This window comes from Modestobacter italicus (genome assembly GCF_000306785.1).
Taxonomy (GTDB): Bacteria; Actinomycetota; Actinomycetes; order Mycobacteriales; family Geodermatophilaceae; genus Modestobacter; species Modestobacter italicus.
Map to the genome: position 1 here is coordinate 2,009,977 of NC_017955.1, position 25,584 is coordinate 2,035,560.

The window sequence follows — 25,584 nt, forward strand, 5'->3', positions numbered from 1 at the left end:
TCAGGTCCCCAGCAGCGCGTCGGCCTCGGCGGTCTCGGCGGAGGTGAAGGCGGAGGGCAGGTCCGCCCGCGCCTCGGCCAGCACCGTGCGCCAGTCGGCCGGGCGGTCCGCACCGGGGACCCGGGCGAGCTCCACGGCGGCCCGCAGCCGGGTCACCCGGGAGCCCTGCTCGACCGCCAGCCGCACCGCCTCGCGCAGGTCGGCCACCGGCTGCCCGGGCGGTTCCCCCAGCGCCAGCGCGTACCCGGCCCTGAGCCGGAGCAGCCCGGGCAGGTGCAGGAACTCGCCGGCCGAGCGGACCGCGGCGATCCCGTCGGCGATGTGCTGCGCGGCCCGCCCGACCTCCCCGGCCGCCTCGTCCAGCCGGGCCAGGTAGATCAGGTGCGAGGCGGTGAAGGCCTCCTGCCCCATCAGCCGCAGCGTGCCGACGACCTGCTCGACGAAGGCGCGGTCCGGGACGCCGCCGGGCTCGGGCGCGCCCTGGTAGACCATCCCGAGCGTCGTCCAGTAGGTCGAGCCGTGCTCCCGGCCGAGGGCGACGACCTCGGCGCCGAGCCGCCGCGCGCCGTCGTCGTCGCCGAGGAACCGCCGGATCCAGGCGGCGTACACCTGGACGAACGCGAGGCTGGAGGGCCCGAGCGGCGGCGCGAGCGCCCGGGCCCGGCGGAGAGCCTCGGCCTCCCAGCGGGCCGCCTCACCCAGCTCCCCCCGGGCGGCGCTGACGCACGCCAGCGCGATGGCCGAGCCCGCCACCGGGTCGTTGGGCAGCGGCCAGACCGGGGAGACCGTCAGGTCCGGTGGGCGGGCGGCGAACCCGGCCAGCGCGGCGTGCAGGTGCGCCGGCGCGGACAGCAGCCGGCCCTGGTGCAGGTCGAGGAAGCCGGCGCAGGACGCCACCTCCGGCCTGAACCCGGAGAACGGCGCCTCCTGCACCATGGCGCTGAGCCGCTCGATCACGCCCCGGGCCGTGAACAGGTCGCCGCTGGTGAGCCGGTAGCCCCACAGCGCGATGAGCGCCGGCAGCACCTCGGGCCGGCCGAGCCGGGCGGCGAGCTCCTCGGCGCGCCGGTGGTCGGACTGCACCATCGGGGCGGCGTAGCCGTGCATGGAGCTGACGCTGAGCCCCCGCAGCAGCCGGGCGGAGAGCTCGCTGAGATCGCGGTTCTCCGAGGCGGGCAGGTCCGCGAGCAGGTCCACGGCACGGGAGAGCAACTTCGTGGCCTCGGTGTGGGCGCCGCGGGCATGCTGCGCCTGGCCGGCGACGAGGTAGAGCGCCGCGGCGCGCTCGGCCTCCCCGGCGAGGTCCAGGTGCTGGGCGACCAGGGCCGGCTCGGCGCCGGCCGCGGACAGGGCGTCGGCGACCCGGGCGTGCGTCTGCCGGCGCACGTCGAGCACCTGGGTCTCGTAGGCGGCGTCGCGCATCAGGGCGTGCCGGAAGCGGTAGCTGGCCACCGCCGGGCCGGCCGGCTCGACGATCCCCTGCTCGGCCAGCAGCCCGAGCTGCTCGGCGACGACGTCGCGGTCCTCGACCACCGCCGCGACCGTCGCCGCGTCGAAGGTCGGCCCCACCGTGGCGGCCACCTGGACCACCCGGAGGTCGATGCCCGGCGCCTTGAGCCGCCAGGTGAACAGCTCCTGCAGGCGCAGCGGCATCGGGTCGGTGCGGTGCTCGTCGAGGCTGGACCGGGTCAGCTCCTCGACGAAGAGCGGGATGCCCTCGGCATGCGCGATGATCGAGGCCCGCTGGTCCGCGCTCAGGCCCCGCCCGGCCGTGAGGTTCTCCACCAGCCGGGTCGCGGCGGCCTCGTCCAGCCGGCGCAGCTGCAGCACCTCCACGGCGTCCCGCCAGGGCACCACCGCGTCCTCGCGGCCGGTGGTCACCAGCAGCACGCCGGGCAGCCGCCGGGCGACCAGCCGGCCCAGCAGCTCCAGGGTGGAGGGGTCGGCCCAGTGCAGGTCCTCGACGGCGACCAGGTACGGCGGCCGGGCGGTCCGGGCGCTGACCCACTCGACGAGCCGGTCCAGGGTCTCGTCGAGCAGCGCGGTGGGGTCCAGCGCGGGTGCGGGGTGCTCGGGTGTCGGCGGGATCCCGAGCAGGGGGCCGAGGAAGGGCACCGCGCGGGCCGGGTCCACGCCCAGCTGGTCGAGGTGGGCCACGAGGGCAGGCAGCCGCCCGGCGTCGTCGGCCACCGGGCCGACCTCGCGCTCGAGCAGCTGCGTGACCGGCCAGAGCGAGACGTTGGCGTGGTAGGGCAGGCAGGCCGCGCCGAGCACCCGGCCGCCGCTGGCCTCCACCCGGTCGAGGACCTCGGCCACCAGCCGGGACTTGCCGATGCCGGCCTCGCCGACCAGGAGGAAGGTGCCGGTGGCGGCCGGGCCGGTCGTCTCCCGGACCCCGTCCCACGCCGCGAGCAGCCGGTCCCGCGGCCCGTCCCGCCCGACGAGGCCGGCCTGCCGGTAGCGCTCGGCCTCGAACCGGGCCGCGGCGTACCGGGGCCGCTCCACGGCGAAGACCTCCACCGGCCGGCTGATCCCCTTCAGGTGCCGCTCGCCCAGGGAGCGCATGACGAAGTCGGCGTCGACCAGCTGCTGGGTGACGTCGCTGATCACCACCATGCCCGGGTCGGCCGCCTGCTGGACCCGGGCGGCCAGGTTGGGCACCAGCCCGACGATCGAGTCGCGCTCGGCGACGCCGTCGTCCCCGCTCAGGTCGGTGACCACCAGCCGGCCGGTGTGGATGCCCACCCGCAGCTCGGGGGCCACCCCGAAGCGGCGGTCCAGCTCGGGCCGGGCGTCGCGCATCGTCACCACGAGGTCCAGCGCGGCGAGCACCGCCCGGCGGGCGTCGTCCTCGTGGGTGGTGGGGTGCCCGAACCCGGCCAGGATGCCGTCGCCGGTGTACTGCATGACGTAACCGCTGTACCGGTCGACGGCCGCCCGGGCCGCCGCCCGGTAGAAGGCGAACAGGTCGCGGAGCTGCTCGGGCTCCACCTGCTCGGACAGCATCGTGGAGCCGACCAGGTCGGAGAAGAGCAGGGTCATCAGCACCCGCTCGCCGGAGGGGCCGAGCTGGCGCACCGACACCCGGCGCAGCACCGCCGCGGCGCGCGGGTTGTCCGGGTCGACGGCGCGGACCTCCTCCGCGGTGGAGCGGGCCAGCTCCAGCTCGCCGGCCGCCAGCAGGGTCTCCGCCGAGCGCAGCAGCCGGTCCAGCAGGCGCTCCAGCCGGACCTCGGCGGAGAGCGCGAGGTCGGTCACGGCCGCCCGCCCGGGCGCCGTCCCACGGCTCCGCCGGGCCGGTCGCTGCACCGGGGTCGCTGGCTCATCGTCGGTCCGCCTCGCTGTCGCGTTCCTCCCCGGCAGCCTAGGCCGGGCGGCCGCCGTTCTCGGCGGTTCCGAGCACCCGGTCGCCCCTTGTGCGCCCGGCTGCCGCCCCGCACGCTGGAGCGCCAGGACGAGGGGAGCCCCGATGCCCGCCGGGCCGGTCCGCAGGTCCCGGTCGCGGGTGGCCGGCGTGCTGACCTGCCTCGTGCTCGGCTGCCTCCCGACGGTGTCCTGCGGCCCGGCCGCGCCCGCCGCCCCGACAGCGCCCGAGCCGGCCGCGGTCGCGGCGGAGCCGCAGGCGGAGGTGACCGGTCGGCTGCTGCAGTTCCGCCGGGACGTCGAGCGCCGCCGGCTGGAGGTCCGGCTGGTCGCGGCGGAGGCCGGGCTGGTCGTCGAGGGCCTGGAGCTGCGCGCGCCGGGGCTCACCACCGGGCCCGCGGACGTCGCCGGCACCGTGCTCGTCCCGGCACCCGGGCTGGACCTCCCGGTGACCATGGGCCCGGCCGACTGCACCGTGCCGGCGGGCGCCCCGGTCGCCGCGCTGCGGCTGCGCGACGCGACCGGGGCCCAGCGGACGGTGGAGGTGCCGCTGGCCGACGACGGCCTGGTGCAGCGGCTGCACGAGGCGGACTGCGCGGAGCAGGCGCTGCGCGACCAGGCCGGCATCACCGTGGTCGCGGCGGAGCCCGGTCGCGACCGGTCGGGGGCCGGCCATGCGGGTGTCGATCGAGCTGCGCCGGCTCACCGGGTCCGACCCGGTCCGGGTGACCGGCACCGGGTCGAACACCGTCTACGACATCACCGCGGTGGGCCCGCTGCCCACCCTGGTCGAGCAGCCCGTGGTGCTGCAGGTCGACATGGTGCCGGCCCGCTGCGACGTCCACGCGCTGGGCGAGAGCTACCGGACCGGGCTGATCGGGCTGGTCCTCGCGCTGGGGGACGCCGCGCCCCGGCCGCTCGTGCTCACCCCCGCCGACGACGTCCGGACGCAGCTGGAGACCTTCGCGGTGACCACCTGCCGGACGCCGCCGGACTGACCGGCTCAGCGGCGGCGCCGCCGGACCAGCGCGGTCGACCCGGCCAGCACGCCGGCACCGAGGGCGGCCAGCGCGCCGTGGTGCCGGCCGGCCCAGATCTGCGCGTCCCAGGTCCACTGCTGGTCACCGAACCGCCCCTCGGCGCCGAAGTCCCGCCCGTCGGGGCCGTCCGCGGGCTCCCACAGGTTCACCGGGTCGTCGGCGGTGGCGTCGGCCGCGGTGAGCTGGCCGTCGATGCCGGTGCGGGCCAGGTACCAGTCCATGAACTGCGGCCACACCTCGCTGCCCAGCACGGTGTAGACGGTCGGCAGCCCGATCCACCAGGCCCGCCGCGGGTGCTCGCTGGCGTGCACCAGGCAGGCGCCCATCAGCTCCGGGGCGTAGATCGGCGCGACCGGCTGCGGCCGCTTCGGCATCTTGTTGAGCACCCAGTCGAACTGCGGGGTGTTCACCCCGGGCAGGTCGACCCGGGTGATCCGGACGCCGCTCCGCTCCGCGCGCAGCTCGGTGTGCACCGCCTCGGTGAAGCCCTTCACCGCGTGCTTGGCGCCGCAGTAGGCGCTCTGCAGCGGGATGCCGCGCCGCCCCAGCGCCGAGCCGGTCTGCACGACCACGCCCCGGTTCCGCGGCCGCATCCGGGCCAGCGCCGCCATGGTGCCGTGCACGAAGCCCAGGTAGGTCACCTCGGTCACCCGCCGGTACTCCGCCGGGGTGATCTCGGGGAACGGGGCGAAGACCGCGGTGAAGGCGACGTTGACCCAGACGTCGATCTCGCCGAGCTCGCGCTCCACCCGGTCGGCCGCCGCGTCCACGGCCTCGGCGTCGGCGACGTCCACCGGCACCACCAGCGGGGTGCCGCCCGCGGCGCGGACCTCCTCCGCGGCGGCGGCCAGCCCCTGCTCGCCCCGGGCGAGCAGGGCCACCCGGTCGCCGCGGCGGGCGAACGCGACGGCGGTGGCGCGGCCGATCCCCCCGCTGGCACCGGTGACGACGACGGTCTTGGGCATGGGTCTCCTCAGCAGGGTCGGGCGGGGTGCCCCGAGCATGCGGGTGTTGCCCGTCCGGCGCAGCAGCAGGTGGTCAGCCGAGCCGGGCGATCGCCAGCCCGGCGCCCCCGGCGAGCACGGTCAGCAGCAGGGTGCCGACGGCGTTGCCGGCCGCCTGCCGGCGCCGGCCGGCCTGCAGCAGCCGGACCGTCTCGACCGAGGTGGTGCTGAAGGTGGTGTAGCCGCCGCAGAAGCCGGTCCCGACCACGGTGCGCAGCGCGTCGGGCTCCCCGCGGAAGAGCACCAGGCCGACGACGACGCCGAGCAGCAGCGACCCGGTTCCGTTGACCAGCAGGGTGGCCCAGGGGAAGGTCGTCGGCCAGCGGTGCCGGACGGCGCCGTCCAGGCCGAACCGGGCCAGCGCCCCGGCGCTGCCGGCCAACGCCACCCACAGGGCGGTCACCGGGTGCGCCCGGCGACGGCGATGCCGGCCGCGGCGGCAGCCAGGCCGGCGACCACGCTGGCCACCCCGTACCCGAGCGCCGTCGTCCACCGGTCGGCGTCGGCCAGCAGGTCGACCTCGACCGCCAGGGTGCTGTAGGTGGTCAGGGCACCGCAGAAGCCGGTGCCGGCGAACAGCCGCAGCGCGCGCCGCCTGCCGACGTCGGGCCCCCGGCGGGCCAGGGCCTCCAGCAGCAGCCCGAGCAGGAAGGCGCCGGCGACGTTGACCAGGAAGGTCGCGGTCGGCCAGCCCTCCGCCGGGGTGGGCAGCCACCGGCCGACGGCGTACCGCACCGGCGTGCCCAGGAGGCCACCTGCCGCGACCGCCAGGACCAGCAGCGGCCGGGAGTGCGCCGGACGCACCGCCGGGGCCGGCCGCAGGTCCGGTTCGTCGGTCATCGCGCCCAGTCTCTCCTCCGGAGGTGGAGGCGGCCGGTCACCGGCAGGGCTGGTGCCGCCTGGTCGCCGCCAGCCGCGGCTTGGGCAGCGCGTCGACCACCTCCGCCGGCGCCTCGGCGCGGGTGTGGTCGACCCGCGCCCAGACGGTCTTGCGGACGCCGTCGCTGAACCAGCCGTGCGCGCCGCAGACCCGGGCCACCACGTACAGCCCGAGCCCCCCGAGCGCGGCGTCCCGGTCGACGGCGGGGGCGGGCCCGACGTCGGGGGCGGCGTCGCTCACCTCCAGCAGCCAGTGCGTCGGGGTCCGGGTCAGCGTGATCTCCACCGGCCCGCCACCGTGCCGCAGCGCGTTGGAGCCGACCTCCTCGAACACCAGCAGCAGCCGCTCGACCGCACCTCCGGCGACGGTCCCGGCCGCCTGCTCGGTGGCCAGCGCGGTGGCCAGCGAGCGCCGGGACCGGGTCAGCTCGGCCGCGGACCCCGGGGTCCACCGGCCGACGAGGGACGCCCCGCCCTCGAGTGCGGGCGGGGGTCGGTTCCCCCACATCACGTCGGTCAACTGCCCTCCCCGTCCTGGCGGCGCTCGGCGAGGGGTCGTGCCCACCGCCCGGCGCTCGGCCCCGCTGTCTCCATCGGCGGGTGGAGGCCCGGACGTGATCGGCTGCGCCCGACCCGGCCGCGTGCGGTCCAGGAGGCTACCGGCGCCCTCAGCCGGCGGCCCGCGCGGTGCCGCGCGGGGTCGCCGGGTCGGTGCCCGGGGCGAAGAGGTCGACCAGTGCGTCCCACCGGGTGCGGCGCCCGGCCGGGAAGCGCTCCCGGGACCGGCGCGCCCGCTCGGACCCGGCCGGGTACCGGCGGCGGGCCCAGGGCGAGGTCGGCCGGGCCAGCCGCAGCGCGGTGACCAGCGCCACCACCGGCACGAACACCCCCACCACCCCGGCCACGACCCGGCCCTTGAGGATGCTGACCAGCGCGAGGGCCACGTCGACCAGGACGGTGACGGCCACCGCGACCTCACCGCCTGCCCGGTCGGTGTCGAAGGGGTTGGCCCCCAGCAGCAGCAGCGTGCCGACCACCAGCGCCAGCAGCACGGCGTCGACGGAGCTGCGCCCCTCGGTGGACCAGTAGACGTCGTCCAGGTGCAGCCACAGCGCGAACTCGTCGAGGGTCAGCGCGGCGCCGACCCCGAACAGCGCGGCGAGCACGTACAGCCCCGTCCCGGCGGGGCGGTAGGTGAACTCGGCGGTGCCCGTCCCGAGCAGCAGGAATATCCCGTAGACCTCGTGGTGCAGGTGCACGCCGCCGACGCTGGCGTCGTGGAACGGCCCCCGGCCGGCCCGGATCGCCCGGGTGACGAACCGGGTCACCAGGAAGGTGACCAGGTACGCGGCCACCAGCCAGGCCACCACGGCCCGGCGGCCGCTGAAGAAGGGCAGCAGAGCGTCCACGCACCGGCCTCCCCGCCCCTCGGAGCGCCGACGGTATCCAGCCGCGGGCAGCAGGAGAAGGGCCGGAGGGCCGGGCTCGCCCGGGTGTGACCTGCGCCCACCGGATAGGTTCACCCGGACGGGACAGGCCGGCGGCGATGGGGTGGGCACGGTGGGCAGGTCGGTGCTGGTGACCGGCGGGAACCGCGGGATCGGGCTGGCGATCGCCCGCTCCTTCGCGGAGGCCGGCGACTCGGTCGCGGTGACCCACCGCGGCAGCGGTGCCCCGGAGGGGCTGTTCGGGGTGGAGTGCGACGTCACCGACGCCGCCGCCGTCGACCGGGCGTTCACCGAGGTCGAGGAGCACCAGGGCCCGGTCGAGGTGCTGGTGAGCAACGCCGGCATCACCCGCGACGGGCTGCTGCTGCGGATGGGCGAGGACGCGTTCACCGACGTCATCGACGCCAACCTCACCGCCGCCTACCGGGTCGCCAAGCGGGCGGCACCGAAGATGGTCCGCGCCCGGTCCGGCCGGATGGTCTTCATCAGCTCGGTGGTCGGGCTGCTGGGCTCGGCCGGCCAGGTCAACTACGCGGCGAGCAAGTCCGGGCTGGTCGGGCTCGCCCGCTCGATCGCCCGGGAGCTGGGCAGCCGCGGCATCACCGCCAACGTGGTGGCGCCCGGGTTCGTGTCCACGGACATGACCGCGGAGCTGCCGGAGAAGCGGCAGCAGGAGATCCTCGCGCAGGTGCCGCTGGGCCGCCTCGCCGAGGCAGACGAGATCGCCGGCGTCGTCCGTTTCCTGGCGGGCGAGCAGGCGGGGTACATCACCGGGGCGGTCGTCCCGGTCGACGGCGGACTGGGGATGGGGCACTGACGATGGGCATTCTCGAGGGCAAGAAGATCCTGGTCGCGGGCGTGCTGACCGAGCAGTCGATCGCGTTCTCGGTGGCGCGGATCGCGCAGGAGCAGGGCGCCACCGTCGTGCTGTCCAACTTCGGCCGCGCCCTGTCGCTGTGCCAGCGGATCGCCAAGCGGCTGCCGCAGGAGGCGGCGGTGGTCGAGCTGGACGTGACGAACACCGAGCACCTGTCGACGCTGGCCGACCGGCTGCGCGAGCACGTCGACGGTCTCGACGGCGTCGTCCACTCGATCGGCTTCGCCCCGCAGGAGGCGATGGGCGACGGGTTCACCGAGGTCGCCTGGGAGCACGCGGCCACCGCGTTCCAGGTGTCCACCTGGTCGCTGGCCTCGCTCACCCAGGCCTGCCGGCCGCTGTTCGGCGACACCGCCTCGGTGGTCGGCCTCACCTTCGACGCCACCGTGGCCTGGCCGGTCTACGGCTGGATGGGCGCGGCCAAGGCGGCGCTGGAGTCGACCTCCCGCTACCTGGCCCGCGAGCTCGGCCCGGAGGGCGTGCGGGTCAACCTCGTCGCCGCCGGCCCGCTGCGCACCATGGCGATGAAGTCGATCCCGGGCAGCTCCCAGTTCGAGGAGGCCTGGGAGGGGCGTGCCCCGCTGGGCTGGTCGGTCACCGACACCGAGCCCGCCGGCAAGGCCGTCGCCGCCCTGCTGTCGGACTGGTTCCCCGCCACGACCGGTGAGATCGTGCACGTCGACGGCGGCTTCCACGCCGTGGGGGTATGACGGTCTGGTGACCGACCTCGCGCGCCCCCGGCACCTGCTGCCCGCGGGCGCCTCCCTCACCCCTCCCGACCAGCAGCCGGACCAGGACCCCTCGCTCGCCGTCCGCAACAACGGCGGCGTCGAGCCGTCGGCGGCGCCGGCGCCGGCCGGCCGCCGGGAGGCGCTGCTGGTGCTCGGCTTCGGCGGCCCCGAGGGCCACGACGACGTGATGCCGTTCCTGGAGAACGTCACCCGCGGCCGCGGCATCCCGCGGGAGCGGCTCGAGGCCGTCGCCGAGCACTACCACCACTTCGGTGGGGTGAGCCCGATCAACGACCAGAACAAGGCGCTGGTCGCCGCCCTCGAGGCCGAGCTCGCCGCGGCCGGCACCGCCATGCCGGTGTACTGGGGCAACCGCAACTGGGCGCCCTACGTCGAGGACGCCTGGCGGCAGATGGCCGAGGACGGCGTCGAGCACGCCTACGTGCTCGCGACCTCGGCGTACGCCTCGTTCTCCGGCTGCCGGCAGTACCACGAGGACGTCGCCCGGGCGCGCATCGCGCTGGAGCTGGACCCCGCGGCGCCGGCCGGACCCACCGCGGAGAAGCTGCCGCACTACTTCGACGCCCCCGGGTTCGTGCAGGCCAACGCCGAGGCGCTGGCCACCGCGATCGCCGCGCTGCCCGCCGACCTGCGGGACACCGCGCGGCTGGTCGCCACCGCGCACAGCATCCCGGACGCGATGGCCGCCGTCGCCGGGCCGCAGGGCGGTGCCTACGAGGCCGAGCTCATGCGCGCCGCGCAGCTCGCCGTGGACGCCGCCGCGCCGGGGCGTCCCTTCGACCTGGTCTGGCAGAGCCGCAGCGGGCCGCCGTCGGTGCCGTGGCTGGAGCCCGACGTCAACGACCACCTCCGGGCGCTGGCCGAGGCGGGGGAGAAGGCGGTCGTCGTCTTCCCGGTCGGGTTCATCAGCGACCACCTCGAGGTCATCTGGGACCTGGACAACGAGGCCGAGGAGACCGCCGGCGAGCTCGGGCTGGCCTTCGTCCGCGCCGGGACGGCCGGCACCCACCCGGCGTTCGTCACCACGCTGCGCGAGCTGCTGGAGGAGCGGCGGGCCGGCGGCGAGCCGCGCCTGGGCACCAACTGCCCGGCGAGCTGCTGCTTCGTCCAGCGCCCCGCGCGGCCCTGACCCCTCCAGCCGGTTGACCATCGGCGAACGGTCGCCCGGCACGCCGTCGGGCCCGACCGTTCGCCGATGATCGACGCAGCTCCGGGGGCTGGTGCGCCAGGACGGCGACGAGGAGGATCGCCGGACCGGGGCGGACCACCCCGGCTCGCCCGTGCCCGAGGAGCGGCCATGAGCGAGCCCACCAGCAGCCCTGACCTCCCGCCCGTGGCGGGGATCAGCCACGTCGGCCTCAGCGTCGCCGACCTGGACGCGGCGGTGGACTTCTGGACCCGGGTGATGGGGTTCGAGGTCACCACCCGGATGCCGGGGCTGTGCTTCGTCGTCCACCGCGAGGCGCGGCTGGGCTTCGGGCTGACCGACCACGGCGGTGCGGCCCGTGGGGTGTTCGACGAGCGGCACACCGGCCTGGACCACCTGGCGCTGGCCGTGCTGGACACCGGGGCGCTGCAGGCCTGGGCCGACCGCCTGGACGCCCACGACGTCCCGAACTCCGGGGTGGTGCCGACCGACTCGGGCTGGCACCTGAACGTGCGGGGTCCGGACCGGTTCCCGCTCGAGCTCTTCGTGATGTCACCGGCGGCCGCCGCCGCGTTCGGGCTGGACTCGCCCGACCAGGCGGTCGCCAGGAGCGGTCGGACCTAGCGCGGGACCCAGTTGTAGGCGGCGACCGTGGCGTGCCGGACGGCGTCGGCGAGCGGGCGCAGCGCGTCGTCGCGGGCCGCCGCCTGGGCGTGGGTGACGGCCGCGCCGGGGGCATCGGCCATCGCCAGGTCGAGGACCTGGGACAGCCGCTGCGCCCGGCCCAGCACCGACAGCGCCAGCGGCTCGTGGTCGGCGGGCAGCCCCGGCGCGCGGACGGTCCGGGCCAGCCCGGCCAGCAGCGCGGGCACCTCGGGGTTCCACCGGGCCAGGTCCAGCGCCACCAGGGTGCGGGCCGCGTCGCCGACGGCGAGGTCGAGCTCCCCGGAGACCGCCCGCAGGTTGCCCTCGACCGCGGGCGGGACCGGCGGGGCGGCCGCCAGGTCGACCGCCGTCCAGGAGACGGCCTCCGGGCCGAGGTCCTCGGGCACCAGCGCGACCCGCTCACCGACCGCGGCCTGGCCGGACTCGAGCGCCGCCGCCACCAGCGCCGGGAGGGCCGGGATGCCGCGGGTGTCCCCGGGCACCGGCAGCACCAGCCGCAGCCGCCGCTCGCCGAGGCCGCGCAGCGCGCTCAGCGCCCAGCCGAGCGGGACGGCCTCGTCGGTGCCGGGGAGCCCGACCACCCGGTGGGCGGTGTCGCCCAGCAGGGCGTCGAGGGCGGCGTCGTAGGAGGCCCGGCCGGAGAGCCAGGCGGTGGCCCAGACGGCGACCCGGCCGGCGGCGATGTCGTGCACGACTGCCGAGGCTACGACCCCCGCGCCACTCGCCCGCGAGGGCACCGCCGGTCGGCCGGCGCGTGCCAGACTGCGAAGCGTGGCTGCCTGGTTGCTCTGGTTGATCGCCGCAGGCCTGTTCGCCGCCGGCGAGATGGCCAGCCTGGACCTGGTGCTGCTGATGTTCGCCGGGGGTGCGCTGGGCGGCATGAGCGCGGCGTTCCTGACCGACAGCGTCCCGATCCAGCTGCTGGCGTTCGTCGTCGTCTCGGCGGCGCTGCTGGTCGTCGTCCGGCCGGTCGCCAAGCGGCACCTGGTCGACCGCACCCCCGAGCAGATCGACGGCGTCGCCGTGTACGTCGGCCGGACGGCGGTGGTGAGCCAGCGGGTGGACAACGAGTCCGGGCTCATCCGGATGGGGCACGACGTGTGGACGGCGCGGACCCAGCTGGACGACGAGGTCTTCGAGGTCGGTGACGAGGTGCGGATCGTGCAGATCGAGGGGCCGATCGCCTACGTCGGCCACTGCTGACCACGCGTCGGGGTGAGCCGGGGAACCGAACCGGCGCCCCCGACGTCTCGGACGGTGCAGGATCGTTGCACGCACCACCTCCCAGGAACGGAGCACCGTGGAACCCGCACTGATCGCGCTCATCGTGATCGCGTTGTTCGTGGTCGTCGTCCTCGCCAAGAGCGTGACGATCGTCCCGCAGGCCCAGGCGAAGGTCGTCGAGCGGCTCGGCCGGTACAGCCGCACGCTCTCACCCGGCCTGGCCCTGCTCGTCCCGTTCGTGGACCGGGTCCGCGCCACCATCGACCTGCGCGAGCAGGTGATCTCGTTCCCGCCGCAGCCGGTGATCACCGCCGACAACCTGCAGGTGGGCATCGACACGGTCGTGTACTTCCAGGTCACCGACCCGCGGCTGGCCGTCTATGGGATCGCCAACTACATCACCGGCATGGAGCAGCTGACCACCACGACGCTGCGCAACGTCGTCGGCGGGCTGAACCTCGAGGGCGCGCTGACCGGCCGGGACGGCATCAACTCCCAGCTGCGCGAGGTGCTCGACGGCACCACCGGCCCGTGGGGGCTGCGGGTGGCCCGGGTGGAGATCAAGGCGATCGACCCGCCGCCCTCCATCCAGGACTCGATGGAGAAGCAGATGCGCGCCGACCGCGACAAGCGCGCGGTCATCCTCACCGCCGAGGGTCAGCGGCAGTCGGCGATCACCACCGCCGAGGGGCAGAAGGCCTCCGCAATCCTGTCGGCCGAGGGCAAGAAGCAGGCGGCGATCCTGGAGGCCGAGGCCGAGCGGCAGAGCCGGATCCTGCGCGCCGAGGGTGAGCGGGCGGCGCTGTTCCTGCAGGCGCAGGGCCAGGCCAAGTCGATCGAGACGGTGTTCCAGGCCATCCACGACGGCAAGCCCGACCAGGGCCTGCTGGCCTACCAGTACCTGCAGACGCTGCCGAAGATCGCGCAGGGCGACGCCAACAAGATGTGGATCGTCCCCAGCGAGTTCAGCAAGGCGCTGGAGGGGCTGTCCCGGCTGGGCGGCTCGGACGGCGAGCAGCGGTCCTGGCTGGACGTCGACGCGCCCGCCGGCGGGAACGGGACCGCCGGCAACGGCGCGCCCGCGGCTGCCGCGGCGGCACCGGCACAGTCGCTGGACACCAGCAGCTGGTTCGACTCGAACCTGCCGCCGGCGGCCGAACAGCCCGAGGCGAAGATCTCGCTGTCCAGCATCGGCGTGGAGCCGAGCCTGCCCAGCGCCGCCCCGCCCCGCCCGTCGCTGTCGCAGGCGACCGAGGAGGTCCGCAGCACCCCGCCGCAGATCGGCGCCCCGCAGGAGCCCGACCAGCAGTGAACGCCAGTGGCCCAGGACCGAGCCGGTCCTGGGCCACTGGCGTTCGACGCCTAGTCCTTCAGCAGCCCTTCGCGGAGCTTCGCGAGGGTCTGGCTGAGCAGCCGGGAGACGTGCATCTGCGAGATGCCGATGTCCGCGGCGATCTGCGACTGGGTCATGTTGCCGAAGAACCGCAGGATGAGGATGCGGCGCTCCCGGGCCGGGATGGTGGCCAGCAGCGGCTGCAGCGACTCGCGGTACTCCACGCCCTCGAGCGCGGCGTCCTCCTCGCCCAGCGTCGCGGCCAGGGTGGGGGAGTCCTCCTCGCCGGACAGCCGCTCGTCCAGCGAGCTGCTGCGGTAGGCGTTGGCCACCGCCAGCCCCTCCAGGACCTCCGCCCGCGGGATGCCCAGGTGCTCGGCGAGCTCCGACGGGGTCGGGGCGTGCCCGTTCTTCTGGGACAGCTCGCTGACCGCCGCGTTCAGCGAGAGGTGCAGCTCCTGCAGCCGCCGCGGCACCCGGACCGACCAGCCCTGGTCGCGGAAGTGCCGCTTGATCTCCCCGGTGATCGTGGGGACGGCGAAGGAGAGGAACTCCACCCCGCGGGTCGGGTCGAAGCGGTCGATCGCCGCGATCAGCCCGAGCGTGCCGACCTGCAGCAGGTCGTCGAAGGGCTCGCCACGGTTGCTGAACCGGCGGGCGAAGTGCCGGACCAGCGGCAGGTGCTCCTCGACCAGGATCTCCCGCAGCCGCTCCCGGCGCGGGTCGCCCTTCTCCAGGGTGGACAGCTCGAGGAACAGCGGCGCGGTCCGCTCGGCCCGGCTGCGGTTCTCCGAGACCGGGACGGGGGTGTCCGCCACCTTCTCCGGCGCCACCGCGTCGTCGGCGGTGACCGCCGTCAGGGGGGCGGTGGGCTCGTCGGCGGGGAACCGCGGGACGGGGTTGCCGGACGCGTGCACGGCGGCGTCGTCGGCGGCCGGCGAGTCCGTGGCAGCCGACGGGGTCACCGGGCGACCGAGACGTCTGCGCCGGGCTCGGTGAGCAGGTCGGCCGAGCTGTACCGGCGGAGCTTCTTGACCAGGGCGATGCCGGCGACCGGGGTGTCCGAGCCGTTCCCCGCCGCGACCGTGGCCTGGTCGCTCGGGCCGGCCTCGACGCTGTCCACCAGCGTCTGCAGCACGGCCCAGCCGAAGCCGTCGCGCGGCACGTCGACGCCGGCCGAGGTGGGCACCCACGCGTCGATGCGCAGCCCCTCGCGGCTGGCCTCGAACACCACGGTCAGCGGGGAGCCGTCCAGCGCGACGGAGGCCAGCGTGGCGCAGGCCTCGTCGACGGCCAGCCGGAGGTCCTCGACCGCGTCGAGGTCGAAGTCCATCCGCATCGCGAGGTCACCGGCCATCGCCCGCACCGCAGGGAGCTGCGTCGGCGAGGTCGGGACCTTCAGTTCCAGGCGCTCGGCGCGCCGTTCGCCGGCGGGGGCCTCGGCGTCCGTCGTGTCGACCATGCGTCGTCCGCTCCTTCGTCGTCCGCACGTCCCGTGCGGGAGCGTGGCTGTCCATCTCAGCGCACCCACCGCACGTCCGTCCGGCGCGTGAGCGCCCGGTCGTGCGGAGGGACCGGGTGGTGCCCGGGACCCCTGACGGTAGTCCGCCCGGCCGGGATCCCCGCCCCCGCACCGCTGCGGGTCCCTCCTCCTGCGGATGACGGGTCACCCTGACGGGTTTGAGCCGACCCGGTCGTGCCCATCCCAACGGCGTGAGACTGCGCCGTAGTGACGTGCACGCCCGCGGCTGGACCCGACGCCGGGCCGGGCGGGGGTTCGCCTACTTCGACTCCGACGGCGTGCTGATCAAGGACGACCGGCTGGACCGGCTCAAGAGCCTGGCCATCCCGCCGGCCTGGAAGGACGTGTGGATCTGCCCCTGGCCCAACGGGCACATCCAGGCGGTCGGCACCGACGCGGCCGGCCGGCGGCAGTACCGCTACCACGACGAGTGGCGGGTCAAGCGCGACGCCGCCAAGCACGAGCGGGTGCTGGAGATCAGCCACCAGCTGCCCGACGTCCGCGACGCCGTGCTCGACGCGCTGAACAGCCGGGGGCTCAACCGCAACCGGGTGCTCGCCTGCGGCGTGCGGCTGCTGGACCTGGGCGCGTTCCGGGTCGGCAGCGAGCAGTACGCCGAGGACAACGGCACCTTCGGGCTGGCCACGCTGCGCCGGGACCACGTCGAGGTGCGCGGCGAGCGGGTCTTCTTCCACTACACCGCCAAGGGCGGCATCGAGCGGGAGCTCGAGCTGATCGACAAGCCGACGGCAGTGGTCGTCCGTGAGCTGCTCAAGCGCCCGGCGGACGAGGGTGAGGAGCTGCTCGGCTACCGGCTCGAGGACGGCAGCTGGCACGACGTCACCAGCGACGAGATCAACGCCTACCTCAAGGAGATCAGCGGCGCGGAGATCACCGCCAAGGACTTCCGCACCTGGACGGCGACGGTGATGATGGCCGCCACGCTGGCCGAGGAGCCGCCGCCGCGGAGCCGGACGGCGCGCGGCAAGGTGGTCCGGCAGGCCTACGTGAAGGTCTCCGAGCAGCTGGGCAACACCCCGGCGGTCTGCAAGGCCAGCTACGTCGACCCGCGGGTGGTCGACCGCTACGAGCACGGCGAGACGATCGCCGACGCGCTGGCCGAGGCCTCGCAGGCGCCGGACGACCGGACGGCGCAGCGCACTCTCGAGGCCGGCGTCTGCAGCCTGCTCAGCGCCTGAACGACGACGGGCGCCCCTCCCGGAGGAGGGGCGCCCGTCGTCGGTCGTGGAGCGGTGCTGCTACGCCTTCTCGGCGATCGTGAAGAGGTCGATGAGGCCGGTGACCTCCAGCGGGCGGGTCACGGCGCGGGTGTTGGCCACCAGCCGCAGCCCGACGTCGCGGGAGCGCGCCGACTTCTGGGTCTCCACCAGGACGGCCAGGCCGGCCGAACCGAGGAACTGCACGCCGCACAGGTCGATGACCAGCGCGGTCGGCTGCTGCTCGAGCTGGGTGTCCAGGGACGCCCGCAGGACCGGGGCGGTGAAGGTGTCGACCTCGCCGACGACCGTCACGGTCACCGTGCCGTCGTCGTCGGTGGACGTCGACAGCGTGATGACGTCGTCGAAGGGCGCTTCGTTCGAGTCAGCCGGGGCCGACACGTCGCGCGAGCCCTCGGCGGGCGAGTCGGATGAGGTCACGGACTGCAGCTCCTCTCAGCGGCGATGCCCGACGGGCACGCTTCGCCCGGCCAATGTACTGCGGTACACCAGCCGGTCCGATGCGGCCCGGGACACGCGGGGTGTTCCGGACGCCTGCCCAGCACCTGGGCAGACCACGGCTGGCTGCTCAACCGTGGCGCTCAACCTAGTCGCGCCGTACGGGGGGCACCACTCCGGTGCCCGGCCCGGGTCAGCCGTCGGTGAGGTGCACGGCCCGCTCCTCGGGGCCCTCGCCGCCGGTGGGGTCGTCGGCGGCGGCGGTGACGTCGTCGGTGACGCTGTCGGTGAAGGAGTCGGCCTGCTCGGAGACGCCGTCCTGGCTCAGCTGCGGGACGGTGCGCTCGTGGCTCTCCGCCGCGCGGACGTCGTCGGCGGTGTCCACCCCGGTGTCGGGCACCTCGCGGTCCAGCCGGCCCGACAGCGACTCGCCCTCGGCCTGCTCGAACGCCGTCGTGCCGAAGTCGGCGGTGGCGCCGGCCCGCTCGCCGGGCACCGGGGCGAACTCGGGGTCCTCGGCGCCGGCCTCGGTCGGGTGGTCGTCGTCGGCGATGTCCGGGACGCCGTCGTCCTCGTAGGAGACGTCCCGGGCGGTCTGGCCCTCCGGGTCGGTGCCGGAGGTGTCGGCGTCCGTCGTCCCGGTGAGGCCGCGCTCGTCGTCGGGGAACTCCGCGTCGTTCAGCGCGGAGTCGCGGGCGGCCTGGTCGGACTCGGTCATGGTGGTGCCTCCGTTCTGCGTGCCGCGGTGCGCGCACGCTCGCCGTCCGGTGGACGGGGGGAGCCGGTCGGGCGACCGGCGTCGTGCGACCGCCCTACCCGCCAGCCCCGGCCCCATGCGTGACGCCGGTCCCGCACGCCGGCGGCATGGCCACCGCCGCGCGGGGGTAGCGGGCGGGCATGGCGATTGCAGACGAGGTCACGCGCATCGGCGCACCGGTGCGACGCTGGGCGCGCACCCAGAAGGAGGAGTACTCGCACGGCGAGGACCGGCCCCTGGGTGGGCTGCTCGGTGCGATGGGCACCTACCTCACGCTCACCACGGCGGGCGCGGCGGCCGTGCGGGCCGCCGGCAAGGAGCTGCCGACCCGGATCCCGCTGGGCGACGCCGTGCTGCTCACCGTCGCGACGTTCCGGATCGCCCGCACCATCGCCAAGGACCCGGTGGCCAGCCCGCTGCGCGCGCCGTTCACCACCTTCCGGGGCCAGTCCGGGGAGGCGGAGGTCGCCGAGGAGATCCGGGTGCACGGCGGCGTCAAGCACGCGATCGGTGAGCTGGTGACCTGCCCGTTCTGCCTGGCCCAGTGGACGGCGACGGCGCTGGTGTTCGGCTACGCCACGGTGCCGGGCGCGACCCGGCTCGCCGCGCTGACCATGACCATGGTGGCGGCGGCCGACGTGGGGCAGTTCGCCTACGACGCCCTGCAGCAGAAGGCGATGGCCGGCGGGGGCGACGAGGACTGATCCGGTCACGCTGCGTGCCCGGGCGGCCCGGCGCCGCACGGGCCGCCCGGTCACCCGTCCGGGTGGACGACCACGCAGAGTGCTGATCTCGCGCTGCCACGACGCGCCCTGAGCGCCTATCCTGCGATCTTGTCGAGACGTGTGTCGCAGGACACCGGGCCTGGAGGTAGAGCGTGCGGTCGATCTGGCGTGGCGCAGTCTCCTTCGGGCTGGTCAGCATCGCGGTGAAGCTCTACTCCGCGACTGAGGACCACGACATCCGGTTCCACCAGGTGCACGCCACCGACGGTGGCCGGGTGAAGTACAAGCGCGTCTGCTCGGTCGACGGCGAAGAGGTCGAGTACAACGACATCGCCAAGGGCTACGAGCTGCCCGACGGCCAGCTCGTCGTGCTCACCGACGAGGACTTCGACCAGCTGCCGCTGGGCACCACGCACGAGATCGAGGTGCTCCAGTTCGTCGACCAGGAGCAGATCGACCCGATCCACTTCGAGAAGACGTACTACCTCGAGCCCGACGGGGTGGCCACCCGCCCGTACGTGCTGCTCCGCACCGCGCTGGAGAACGCCGGCCAGGTCGCGATCACCAAGATCGCCATCCGGCAGCGGGAGTCGCTGGCCGCGCTGCGGGTGCGCGACGGCGTCCTGGTGCTGCACACCATGCGGTGGCCCGACGAGATCCGCCGGCCCGGCTTCGGCTTCCTCGACGAGGACGTGCCGGTCAAGCCGGCCGAGCTGGCCATGGCCGAGTCGCTGATCTCGACGATGGCGGGCGACTTCGACCCCTCCGCGTTCACCGACGACTACCGCGAGGCGATGCAGCAGCTGCTGGAGGCCAAGCAGTCCGGTGGCGAGGTGCAGCAGGCCCCGGACGCGGCCGACGACGGCGGCGGCGCGGTGGTCGACCTGATGAGCGCGCTGCGGCGCAGCGTCGAGCGGGCCGGCGGCAACGCGCCCGCGGCGAGCAGCTCCGACGACAGCGACGACGACAGCTCCGACGACTCCCCGGCTGAGGAGACCCCCGCGCGCAAGCCGGCGCGGAAGTCCACCACCGCCGCGAAGAAGGCGCCGGCGAAGAAGGCCGCGCCGAAGAAGGCCGCAGCCGAGAAGGCCGACGACGAGCCGGCCAAGCCGGCCAAGCGCGCGTCCCGGGCCCGCAAGACCGCCTGACCCCGTGGCGCCTCCCGACCCGCTGGCCACCTACCGGGCCAAGCGCGACCCGGCGCGCACCGCCGAGCCCGTCCCGGCCGCGGACCAGCCGCTGCCGGTGGGCGACGACGACACCTTCGTCGTCCAGGAGCACCACACACCCCGCGGCCGCACCGGGCAGCGGGTGCACTGGGACCTGCGGCTCGAGCGCGACGGCGTGCTGAAGAGCTGGGCGGTGCCCAAGGGCCCGCCGACCGAGCCGGGGGTGAACCGGCTCGCCGTCCCCACCGAGGACCACCCGCTGGAGTACGCCTCCTTCGCCGGCACCATCACCGCCGGCGAGTACGGCGGCGGCCAGGTGAGCATCTGGGACGCCGGCCGCTACGCGACGGAGAAGTGGGCCGACGACCACGTCACCGTGTCCTTCGACGGGCGGCGGCTGAGCGGCCGCTACGTGGTGTTCCGGCTGCCCGACGGCACCTGGAACGTGCGCAAGCTCGACGCCGACCCGGTGGTCGACGCGCCGGTCGCGGCCGGCGTGCCGGAGGACCTGACCCCGATGCTCGCCGCCATCGGCGAGCTGCCCCGGGCCGACGACCCGCGCTGGGGCTACGAGTTCAAGTGGGACGGCGTCCGGGCGCTCGCGCACGTGCGCGGCGGACGGGTGCGGCTGCGGGCCCGCAGCGGCAACGACGTCACCGCCACCTACCCCGAGCTGCACCGGCTGCCCGAGGTGCTGTCCGGGCACGACGCGGTGGTCGACGGCGAGGTGGTCGCGCTGGACGGCCGCGGTCGCCCGGACTTCGGGCTGCTGCAGGGCCGGATGCACCGCACCGGGCCCGAGGTGGCCAGGATGGCGGCGGCCGCACCGGTCACCTACCTGGTGTTCGACCTGCTCGCACTGGACGGCGAGAACCTGCTCGGGCTGCCGTACACCGAGCGGCGCGAGCGGCTGGACGCGCTGGGGCTGGCCTCCGACCGGTGGGTCACCACGCCGTGGTTCCGCGGGAACGGGGAGCAGGTCCAGGCGGCGAGCCTGGAGAACGGGCTGGAGGGCGTCGTCGCCAAGCGGCTGGACTCGGTCTACCGGCCCGGCGGCCGGGGCCCGGACTGGCGGAAGGTGAAGAACCTGCGCACCCAGTCGGTGGTCGTCGGCGGCTGGCGGCCCGGCGAGGGCCGGCGGGCCGGCGGGATCGGTTCGCTGCTGGTCGGGGTGCACGACGACACCGGGCGGCTGGTGTTCGCCGGCCACGTCGGCACCGGCTTCACGGCCAGGGCGCTCGCCGACCTCGCGCCGCTGCTCACCCCGCGGGCCACCCCGCCGTTCGCCGACGCGCTGCCCCGCGAGGTCACCCGTGACGCGCGGTGGGTCGAGCCGCTGCTGGTCGGCGAGGTCCGGTACGGGGAGTGGACCCGGGAGGGCCGGCTGCGGCACCCGGCCTGGCGCGGCCTGCGCGACGACGTCGCAGCCGCCGACGTGGTGGTGGAGCCGTGAGGCAGCGGGTGCACATCGAGGGCCGGCAGCTGGAGGTCTCCAACCTGGACAAGGTGCTGTTCCCGGAGGTGTCGTTCACCAAGGCGCAGGTCATCGACTACTACGTGCGGATCGCGCCGGTGCTGCTGCCGCACGTCGCGCACCGGCCGGTCACCTTCACCCGGTGGCCGAACGGGGTCGACGGCCAGGCGTTCTTCGAGAAGAACAGCGCCCGGCACGCCCCGGACTGGGTGGCCTCGGTGACCGTCCCGACGCCCGGCTCGTCGCGGGGCCGGGAGACGCTGGACATGGTGCTGCTGACCGCCGTCCCGGACCTGGTCTGGTCGGCGAACCTGGCCGCGCTGGAGGTGCACGTGCCGCAGTGGCAGGTGGACGACGAGGGCACGGCCCAGCTGCCGGACCTGCTGGTCCTCGACCTGGACCCCGGCCCGGGCACCGACGTCGTCGACTGCGCCCGGGTGGCGCACCGGCTGCGCGACCAGCTGGTCGCCGACGGGCTGGACCCGGTGGTGAAGACGTCGGGCTCGAAGGGGCTGCAGGTCTACGCGCCGATCCGCTGTGCCGACAAGGAGCACCCCAGCCGGTACGCCAAGCAGCTGGCGCAGCAGCTCTCCCGGGAGACCCCCGACAAGGTCGTCTGGCGGATGGAGAAGGCGCTGCGGCCGGGCAAGGTGCTGGTCGATTGGAGCCAGAACAACACCGCGAAGACGACCGTCGCCCCGTACTCGCTGCGCGCCCGCCCGTTCGCCACGGTCTCGACCCCGCTGCGGTGGGCCGAGGTCGACGCGCTGCGCGACGGCGGGGACGCCGAGCAGGTCCGGTTCCGCACCGACGACGTCCTGGCCCGGGTCGAGGAGCACGGCGACCTCTTCGACGTCGCCGCCCGCCGGCGCGCCGACCTCCCCGCCTGACCTGCTCCCGCCTTCGGTGGTCGCTCGGCGCTCGCGTCCCAGACGCTGGGACGTCACCGGCTGTTGATTTGACTGAGTCAAGACAACGGGGTTGAGTCGTCGGTGATGGAGACGGCCTGGGACGAGCAGCTGAGGACGGCGGGGCTCCGTGTCACGCGGCCCCGGTTGTCCGTGCTGGGGGTCCTCGCCGAGCACCCCCACGTCGACGCCGAGACCATCGCCACCGCCGCCCGCGTCGTGCACCCGTCGATCTCGCCGCAGGCGGTCTACGGCGTGCTCAAGGCGCTGGTCGGTGGCGGGCTCGCCCGCCGCATCGAGCCGGCCGGTGGGCCGGCGCTGTACGAGCTGCGGGTCGGCGACAACCACCACCACCTGGTCTGCCGGGAGTGCGGGCTGGTCGCCGACGTCGACTGCGTCGTGGGGGCGGCCCCGTGCCTGGCCCCCTCGGACGCGGCGGGGTTCGCCGTCGACGAGGCGGAGGTCGTCTTCTGGGGGCTCTGCGCGGACTGCCAGCGGTCAGGGGCCGTCGCGCGCAGGCAGCACGGGTACGGAACAGGCAGTACCAGCAGTTCGATCCGAGGAGGAGTTCGCGCATGACCGACGTCGCATCGCAGGGACCGGCGGCCAGTGAGGCCGACCGGCCGGTCCTGACCAACCGTCAGGGCCACCCGGTCTACGACAACCAGAACCAGCGCACCGTGGGTGCCCGTGGCCCCGCCACGCTGGAGAACTACCAGTTCCTCGAGAAGATCAGCCACTTCGACCGGGAGCGGATCCCCGAGCGCGTCGTGCACGCCCGCGGCGCCACCGCCTTCGGTGTCTTCGTGGCCGACGGCACCGTCGGCGACGAGCCGGTCGCGAAGTACACCCGCGCCAAGCTGTTCCAGGAGAAGGGCAAGGAGACCCCGGTCGCCCTGCGCTTCTCCACCGTCGCCGGTGGCCGGGACTCCTCCGAGGCCGCCCGCGACCCGCGCGGCTTCGCGGTGAAGTTCTACACCGAGGACGGCAACTGGGACCTCGTCGGCAACAACCTGGGTGTCTTCTTCATCCGGGACGCCATCAAGTTCCCCGACTTCATCCACTCGCAGAAGCCCGACCCGGTGACCTTCGAGCGCCAGGTCGCCAACCGGGTCTTCGACTTCTGGTCGCAGACGCCCGAGGCGCTGCACATGATGACGCTGGTCCTCAGCCCCCGCGGCCTGCCGGCGAGCTACCGGTTCATGCAGGGCTTCGGCGTGAACACCTACAAGTGGGTCAACGCCCAGGGCGAGTCCCAGCTGGTCAAGTACCACTGGCTGCCCAAGCAGGGGCTGAAGTCCTGGACCGACGCGGACGCCGCGGTCGCCCAGGGCCGTGAGCTCGGCGTGCACACCAAGGACCTCTACGAGGCCATCGAGCGCGGCGACTTCCCCAGCTGGGACCTGCACGTCCAGCTGATGGACGACCACGAGCACCCCGAGCTGGACTTCGACCCGCTGGACGACACCAAGGTGTGGCCGGAGAACGAGTTCCCGCTGCGCAAGGTCGGCACGCTGACCCTGAACCGCACGCCGGTGGACTTCTTCACCGAGAGCGAGCAGATCGCCTTCGGCACCGGTGTGCTGGTCGACGGCCTGGACTTCTCCGACGACAAGATGCTGGTCGGCCGGACGTTCTCCTACTCCGACACCCAGCGCTACCGGGTGGGGCCGAACTACCTGCAGCTGCCGGTGAACGCCCCCCGGACCCGGGTGGCCACCAACCAGCGCGACGGGCAGATGGCCTACGGCGTGGACCGCGCCGAGGGCACCAACCCGCACGTGAATTACGAGCCCTCGATCACCGGCGGCCTGCGTGAGGCGCAGTACCCGACGCACGACGAGCAGGGCCCGGAGATCACCGGCCGGCTCACCCGCAAGCGGATCCCGCGCACCGACGACTACACGCAGGCCGGCCAGCGGTACCTGCTGTCGGAGCAGTGGGAGAAAGACGACCTCGTCGCCAACCTGATCGGCAACCTGTCGCAGTGCGACCGGCCCATCCAGGAGCGGATGATGTGGCACCTCTTCATGGTCGAGGACGAGCTCGGCCAGCGGGTCGGCGAGGGCCTGGGCATCAGCGCCGACGACGTCCGGGGGTTGTCTCCGCTGCAGACCCAGACGCTCACCGAGGCGGAGCTGCAGCGCGCGGCCAACCTGGGCAAGAACGGCCCGCGTGACGTCACCGGCCTGGTCATGACGCACTGCGTGCCGAACGAGCACGTCGTCCTGGCTCAGTGAGCCAGCGGGGCTGAAGCCCCACCGCGACACCCGCTGCGGGCCGCGACCGGACTCCGGTCGCGGCCCGCAGTGCTGTCCGGGGTGTCAGCGGGCGGGCACCCGGTGCGCGTCCGGCGCGGGCTCGGTCGCCAGGTCGGCCTGCCACAGGTCGGGGCCGAAGACCTCGTACTGGATGTCGCGGGCCGGCACGCCCCGCTCCAGCAGGGCGTTGCGCACCGAGCGCATGAACGGCAGCGGACCGCAGAGGTAGAACGCCGCCCCCTCGGGCAGGGCGACGTCGTCGAGGTCCATCGTCCCGGCGTGCACCCCGTCGACCGGCAGCCCGGTGCGCGCCCCGCGCTCGTACCAGACGTGCATGGTGGAGTGCGGCAACCGGGAGACGTCACCGAAGACCTGGTCCCGGAGCGCGAAGGACGCCTCGTCCACGTCGGCGTGCAGCAGGGTGATCGGCAGCCGGGAGCGAGCCGCGGTGAGGTGCGAGAGCATGCCGGCCATCGGGGTGATGCCGATCCCGGCGCTGGCGAACACCACCGGGCGACCGGAGTCGTCGAGCACGACGTCGCCGAAGGGCAGCGACAGGGTCAGCACGTCACCCACCTGCACCCGGTCGCACAGCAGGGTGGAGACCTCACCGTCGGGCCGGTCGCCGCCGCGGACCCGCTTGACGGAGAACTGCCGGTGCTCGCCGTCGTCGGCGCGGGTGAGGCTGTACTGCCGCGGCTGGTGCACGCCGTCGGGCAGCTGCACCTTCACCGTGACGTACTGGCCCGGCAGCGACGTCTTCACCAGCCGGTCGTCGGTGCGCCGGACCCGGAAGGTGGTGACGTCGTCGGTCTCGGCGAGCTTCTGGATGACCTCCCACTCCCGCCAGACCGTCTCCGGCCGGACCCCGCGGGAGCTGTACAGCCCGCGCTCCATGTTGATCAGCGCGTAGGCCATCAGCCAGTAGACCTCGTCCCAGGCCTCGGCCACGGCCGGGGTCACCGCGTCGCCCAGCACGTCGACGATGGCCCAGAAGAGGTGCTCGTGCACGACCTCGTACTGGGCCGGGGTGATCCCCAGCGAGGCGTGCTTGTGCGCGATCCGGGCCAGCAGGTGCTCGGGGACCTGCTCGGGGCTCTCCAGCAGCCCGTTGGCGAACACCGCGACGGAGCCGGCCAGCGCCACCTGCTGGGTGCCCTCGGCCTGGTTGCCCCGGTTGAAGGTGCCGTCCAGCAGCTCCGGGTGGGCGTCGAACAGGTGGGCGTAGAAGCGTCGGGCGATCTCCTCGATGTTGTCGCCGACGACGGGCAGGGTGGCCTCGATGACCGGACGTGATCGATCGGACAGCATGGGTCGCTCCTCCGGAGGTCGACTGTTCCGTTCCCCGCCCGGCTCGAC

26 protein-coding genes are annotated in these 25,584 nt (G+C 74.6%); 14 read left to right on the plus strand and 12 right to left on the minus strand.

Annotated features, from left to right (window positions below; translation table 11 throughout):
- Positions 1 to 3,258: an ATP-binding protein gene (locus MODMU_RS09875; protein ID WP_014740084.1), complete on the minus strand. Its 3,258-nt coding sequence runs from the start codon at positions 3,256 to 3,258 to the stop codon at positions 1 to 3.
- Positions 3,259 to 4,037: 779 nt separating this feature from the next.
- On the opposite strand from MODMU_RS09875, the gene MODMU_RS09885 reads away from it, so the two are divergent.
- Positions 4,038 to 4,361, plus strand: coding sequence for a hypothetical protein (locus tag MODMU_RS09885; protein WP_014740085.1), 324 nt, complete (start codon positions 4,038 to 4,040; stop codon positions 4,359 to 4,361).
- Positions 4,362 to 4,366: 5 nt separating this feature from the next.
- Here MODMU_RS09885 and MODMU_RS09890 read toward each other — a convergent pair whose 3' ends face one another.
- The 5 genes from MODMU_RS09890 to MODMU_RS09910 form a co-directional block, all read right to left on the minus strand.
- Positions 4,367 to 5,368, minus strand: a complete 1,002-nt coding sequence (locus MODMU_RS09890; protein WP_014740086.1) for an SDR family oxidoreductase — start codon at positions 5,366 to 5,368, stop codon at positions 4,367 to 4,369.
- A 73-nt stretch (positions 5,369 to 5,441) separates the two neighbouring features.
- Positions 5,442 to 5,810 carry a fluoride efflux transporter FluC gene (locus MODMU_RS09895; protein WP_014740087.1) on the minus strand — a complete coding sequence of 123 codons (369 nt, stop codon included), beginning with the start codon at positions 5,808 to 5,810 and terminating at the stop codon, positions 5,442 to 5,444.
- On the minus strand, positions 5,807 to 6,247 hold the full coding sequence (locus MODMU_RS09900) for a fluoride efflux transporter FluC (protein ID WP_014740088.1): 441 nt from the start codon (positions 6,245 to 6,247) through the stop codon (positions 5,807 to 5,809). The genes MODMU_RS09895 and MODMU_RS09900 overlap by 4 nt, the downstream gene beginning before the upstream one ends.
- A 37-nt stretch (positions 6,248 to 6,284) precedes the next feature.
- On the minus strand, positions 6,285 to 6,797 hold the full coding sequence (locus MODMU_RS27615; RefSeq protein ID WP_231851868.1) for an ATP-binding protein: 513 nt from the start codon (positions 6,795 to 6,797) through the stop codon (positions 6,285 to 6,287).
- Between the two features lie 157 nt (positions 6,798 to 6,954).
- Positions 6,955 to 7,695, minus strand: coding sequence for a hypothetical protein (locus tag MODMU_RS09910; protein ID WP_014740090.1), 741 nt, complete (start codon positions 7,693 to 7,695; stop codon positions 6,955 to 6,957).
- Positions 7,696 to 7,846: 151 nt separating this feature from the next.
- On the opposite strand from MODMU_RS09910, the gene fabG reads away from it, so the two are divergent.
- The 4 genes from fabG to MODMU_RS26925 all read left to right on the plus strand — a co-directional run bounded on the left by fabG (position 7,847) and on the right by MODMU_RS26925 (position 11,134).
- Positions 7,847 to 8,551, plus strand: coding sequence for a beta-ketoacyl-ACP reductase (gene fabG, locus MODMU_RS09915; RefSeq protein ID WP_014740091.1), 705 nt, complete (start codon positions 7,847 to 7,849; stop codon positions 8,549 to 8,551).
- Between the two features lie 2 nt (positions 8,552 to 8,553).
- Entirely contained in the window at positions 8,554 to 9,321 is a 768-nt protein-coding gene (gene fabI / locus MODMU_RS09920) for an enoyl-ACP reductase FabI (RefSeq protein WP_014740092.1), read from the plus strand.
- A gap of 7 nt (positions 9,322 to 9,328) precedes the next feature.
- Positions 9,329 to 10,492, plus strand: coding sequence for a ferrochelatase (locus tag MODMU_RS09925; RefSeq protein ID WP_014740093.1), 1,164 nt, complete (start codon positions 9,329 to 9,331; stop codon positions 10,490 to 10,492).
- A 168-nt stretch (positions 10,493 to 10,660) separates the two neighbouring features.
- Positions 10,661 to 11,134, plus strand: a complete 474-nt coding sequence (locus tag MODMU_RS26925; RefSeq protein WP_014740094.1) for a VOC family protein — start codon at positions 10,661 to 10,663, stop codon at positions 11,132 to 11,134.
- On the opposite strand, the gene MODMU_RS09935 is transcribed toward MODMU_RS26925, so the two are convergent.
- A complete protein-coding gene (locus tag MODMU_RS09935) occupies positions 11,131 to 11,868 on the minus strand; it encodes a hypothetical protein (protein ID WP_014740095.1) in 738 nt (245 codons plus the stop codon). The genes MODMU_RS26925 and MODMU_RS09935 overlap by 4 nt on opposite strands.
- Before the next feature lie 79 nt (positions 11,869 to 11,947).
- On the opposite strand from MODMU_RS09935, the gene MODMU_RS09940 reads away from it, so the two are divergent.
- On the plus strand, positions 11,948 to 12,379 hold the full coding sequence (locus tag MODMU_RS09940; RefSeq protein WP_014740096.1) for an NfeD family protein: 432 nt from the start codon (positions 11,948 to 11,950) through the stop codon (positions 12,377 to 12,379).
- Between the two features lie 97 nt (positions 12,380 to 12,476).
- Positions 12,477 to 13,712: an SPFH domain-containing protein gene (locus MODMU_RS09945; RefSeq protein ID WP_014740097.1), complete on the plus strand. Its 1,236-nt coding sequence runs from the start codon at positions 12,477 to 12,479 to the stop codon at positions 13,710 to 13,712.
- 50 nt (positions 13,713 to 13,762) lie between these two features.
- Here the strand turns inward: MODMU_RS09945 and MODMU_RS09950 are convergent, their stop codons facing one another.
- Positions 13,763 to 14,698, minus strand: a complete 936-nt coding sequence (locus MODMU_RS09950; protein ID WP_014740098.1) for an RNA polymerase sigma factor SigF — start codon at positions 14,696 to 14,698, stop codon at positions 13,763 to 13,765.
- A complete protein-coding gene (locus MODMU_RS09955) occupies positions 14,695 to 15,195 on the minus strand; it encodes an ATP-binding protein (protein WP_014740099.1) in 501 nt (166 codons plus the stop codon). The genes MODMU_RS09950 and MODMU_RS09955 overlap by 4 nt, the downstream gene beginning before the upstream one ends.
- A 251-nt stretch (positions 15,196 to 15,446) precedes the next feature.
- Between MODMU_RS09955 and MODMU_RS09960 the strand changes: the two genes are divergently transcribed.
- Positions 15,447 to 16,454: a DNA topoisomerase IB gene (locus tag MODMU_RS09960; RefSeq protein WP_041795154.1), complete on the plus strand. Its 1,008-nt coding sequence runs from the start codon at positions 15,447 to 15,449 to the stop codon at positions 16,452 to 16,454.
- Positions 16,455 to 16,514: 60 nt separating this feature from the next.
- On the opposite strand, the gene MODMU_RS09965 is transcribed toward MODMU_RS09960, so the two are convergent.
- Positions 16,515 to 16,913 carry an STAS domain-containing protein gene (locus MODMU_RS09965; RefSeq protein ID WP_014740101.1) on the minus strand — a complete coding sequence of 133 codons (399 nt, stop codon included), beginning with the start codon at positions 16,911 to 16,913 and terminating at the stop codon, positions 16,515 to 16,517.
- 211 nt (positions 16,914 to 17,124) lie between these two features.
- A complete protein-coding gene (locus MODMU_RS09970; RefSeq protein WP_014740102.1) occupies positions 17,125 to 17,649 on the minus strand; it encodes a hypothetical protein in 525 nt (174 codons plus the stop codon).
- A gap of 179 nt (positions 17,650 to 17,828) precedes the next feature.
- Between MODMU_RS09970 and MODMU_RS09975 the strand changes: the two genes are divergently transcribed.
- From MODMU_RS09975 to MODMU_RS10000, 6 genes are all read left to right on the plus strand, one after another.
- Positions 17,829 to 18,392: a DUF1360 domain-containing protein gene (locus MODMU_RS09975; protein ID WP_014740103.1), complete on the plus strand. Its 564-nt coding sequence runs from the start codon at positions 17,829 to 17,831 to the stop codon at positions 18,390 to 18,392.
- 173 nt (positions 18,393 to 18,565) lie between these two features.
- Positions 18,566 to 19,561, plus strand: coding sequence for a non-homologous end joining protein Ku (gene ku, locus MODMU_RS09980; RefSeq protein ID WP_014740104.1), 996 nt, complete (start codon positions 18,566 to 18,568; stop codon positions 19,559 to 19,561).
- 4 nt (positions 19,562 to 19,565) lie between these two features.
- Positions 19,566 to 21,035: a non-homologous end-joining DNA ligase gene (gene ligD, locus MODMU_RS09985; RefSeq protein ID WP_014740105.1), complete on the plus strand. Its 1,470-nt coding sequence runs from the start codon at positions 19,566 to 19,568 to the stop codon at positions 21,033 to 21,035.
- The gene (gene ligD, locus MODMU_RS09990; RefSeq protein WP_014740106.1) at positions 21,032 to 21,946 is read left to right on the plus strand and encodes a non-homologous end-joining DNA ligase; all 915 of its coding nucleotides are present in this window, start codon (positions 21,032 to 21,034) and stop codon (positions 21,944 to 21,946) included. Before ligD (MODMU_RS09985) ends, ligD (MODMU_RS09990) begins: the two co-directional genes overlap by 4 nt.
- Before the next feature lie 105 nt (positions 21,947 to 22,051).
- Positions 22,052 to 22,543, plus strand: coding sequence for a Fur family transcriptional regulator (locus MODMU_RS09995; RefSeq protein WP_014740107.1), 492 nt, complete (start codon positions 22,052 to 22,054; stop codon positions 22,541 to 22,543).
- Positions 22,540 to 24,204 carry a catalase gene (locus MODMU_RS10000; protein WP_014740108.1) on the plus strand — a complete coding sequence of 555 codons (1,665 nt, stop codon included), beginning with the start codon at positions 22,540 to 22,542 and terminating at the stop codon, positions 24,202 to 24,204. The genes MODMU_RS09995 and MODMU_RS10000 overlap by 4 nt, the downstream gene beginning before the upstream one ends.
- Positions 24,205 to 24,288: 84 nt before the next feature.
- On the opposite strand, the gene MODMU_RS10005 is transcribed toward MODMU_RS10000, so the two are convergent.
- Positions 24,289 to 25,536, minus strand: a complete 1,248-nt coding sequence (locus tag MODMU_RS10005; protein ID WP_014740109.1) for a globin domain-containing protein — start codon at positions 25,534 to 25,536, stop codon at positions 24,289 to 24,291.
- Positions 25,537 to 25,584 lie beyond the last annotated feature (48 nt).

Excerpts from the sequence above, each read along its gene's own strand:
- MODMU_RS09885 (WP_014740085.1), top strand. The coding sequence starts at position 4,038 with ATGCGGGTGTCGATCGAGCTGCGCCGGCTCACCGGGTCCGACCCGGTC.
- MODMU_RS09890 (WP_014740086.1), bottom strand. The coding sequence starts at position 5,368 with ATGCCCAAGACCGTCGTCGTCACCGGTGCCAGCGGGGGGATCGGCCGC.
- MODMU_RS09900 (WP_014740088.1), bottom strand. The coding sequence starts at position 6,247 with ATGACCGACGAACCGGACCTGCGGCCGGCCCCGGCGGTGCGTCCGGCG.
- fabI (WP_014740092.1), top strand. The coding sequence starts at position 8,554 with ATGGGCATTCTCGAGGGCAAGAAGATCCTGGTCGCGGGCGTGCTGACC.
- MODMU_RS26925 (WP_014740094.1), top strand. The coding sequence starts at position 10,661 with ATGAGCGAGCCCACCAGCAGCCCTGACCTCCCGCCCGTGGCGGGGATC.
- MODMU_RS09955 (WP_014740099.1), bottom strand. The coding sequence starts at position 15,195 with ATGGTCGACACGACGGACGCCGAGGCCCCCGCCGGCGAACGGCGCGCC.
- MODMU_RS09970 (WP_014740102.1), bottom strand. The coding sequence starts at position 17,649 with ATGACCGAGTCCGACCAGGCCGCCCGCGACTCCGCGCTGAACGACGCG.
- MODMU_RS09975 (WP_014740103.1), top strand. The coding sequence starts at position 17,829 with ATGGCGATTGCAGACGAGGTCACGCGCATCGGCGCACCGGTGCGACGC.
- MODMU_RS09995 (WP_014740107.1), top strand. The coding sequence starts at position 22,052 with ATGGAGACGGCCTGGGACGAGCAGCTGAGGACGGCGGGGCTCCGTGTC.
- MODMU_RS10000 (WP_014740108.1), top strand. The coding sequence starts at position 22,540 with ATGACCGACGTCGCATCGCAGGGACCGGCGGCCAGTGAGGCCGACCGG.
- MODMU_RS10005 (WP_014740109.1), bottom strand. The coding sequence starts at position 25,536 with ATGCTGTCCGATCGATCACGTCCGGTCATCGAGGCCACCCTGCCCGTC.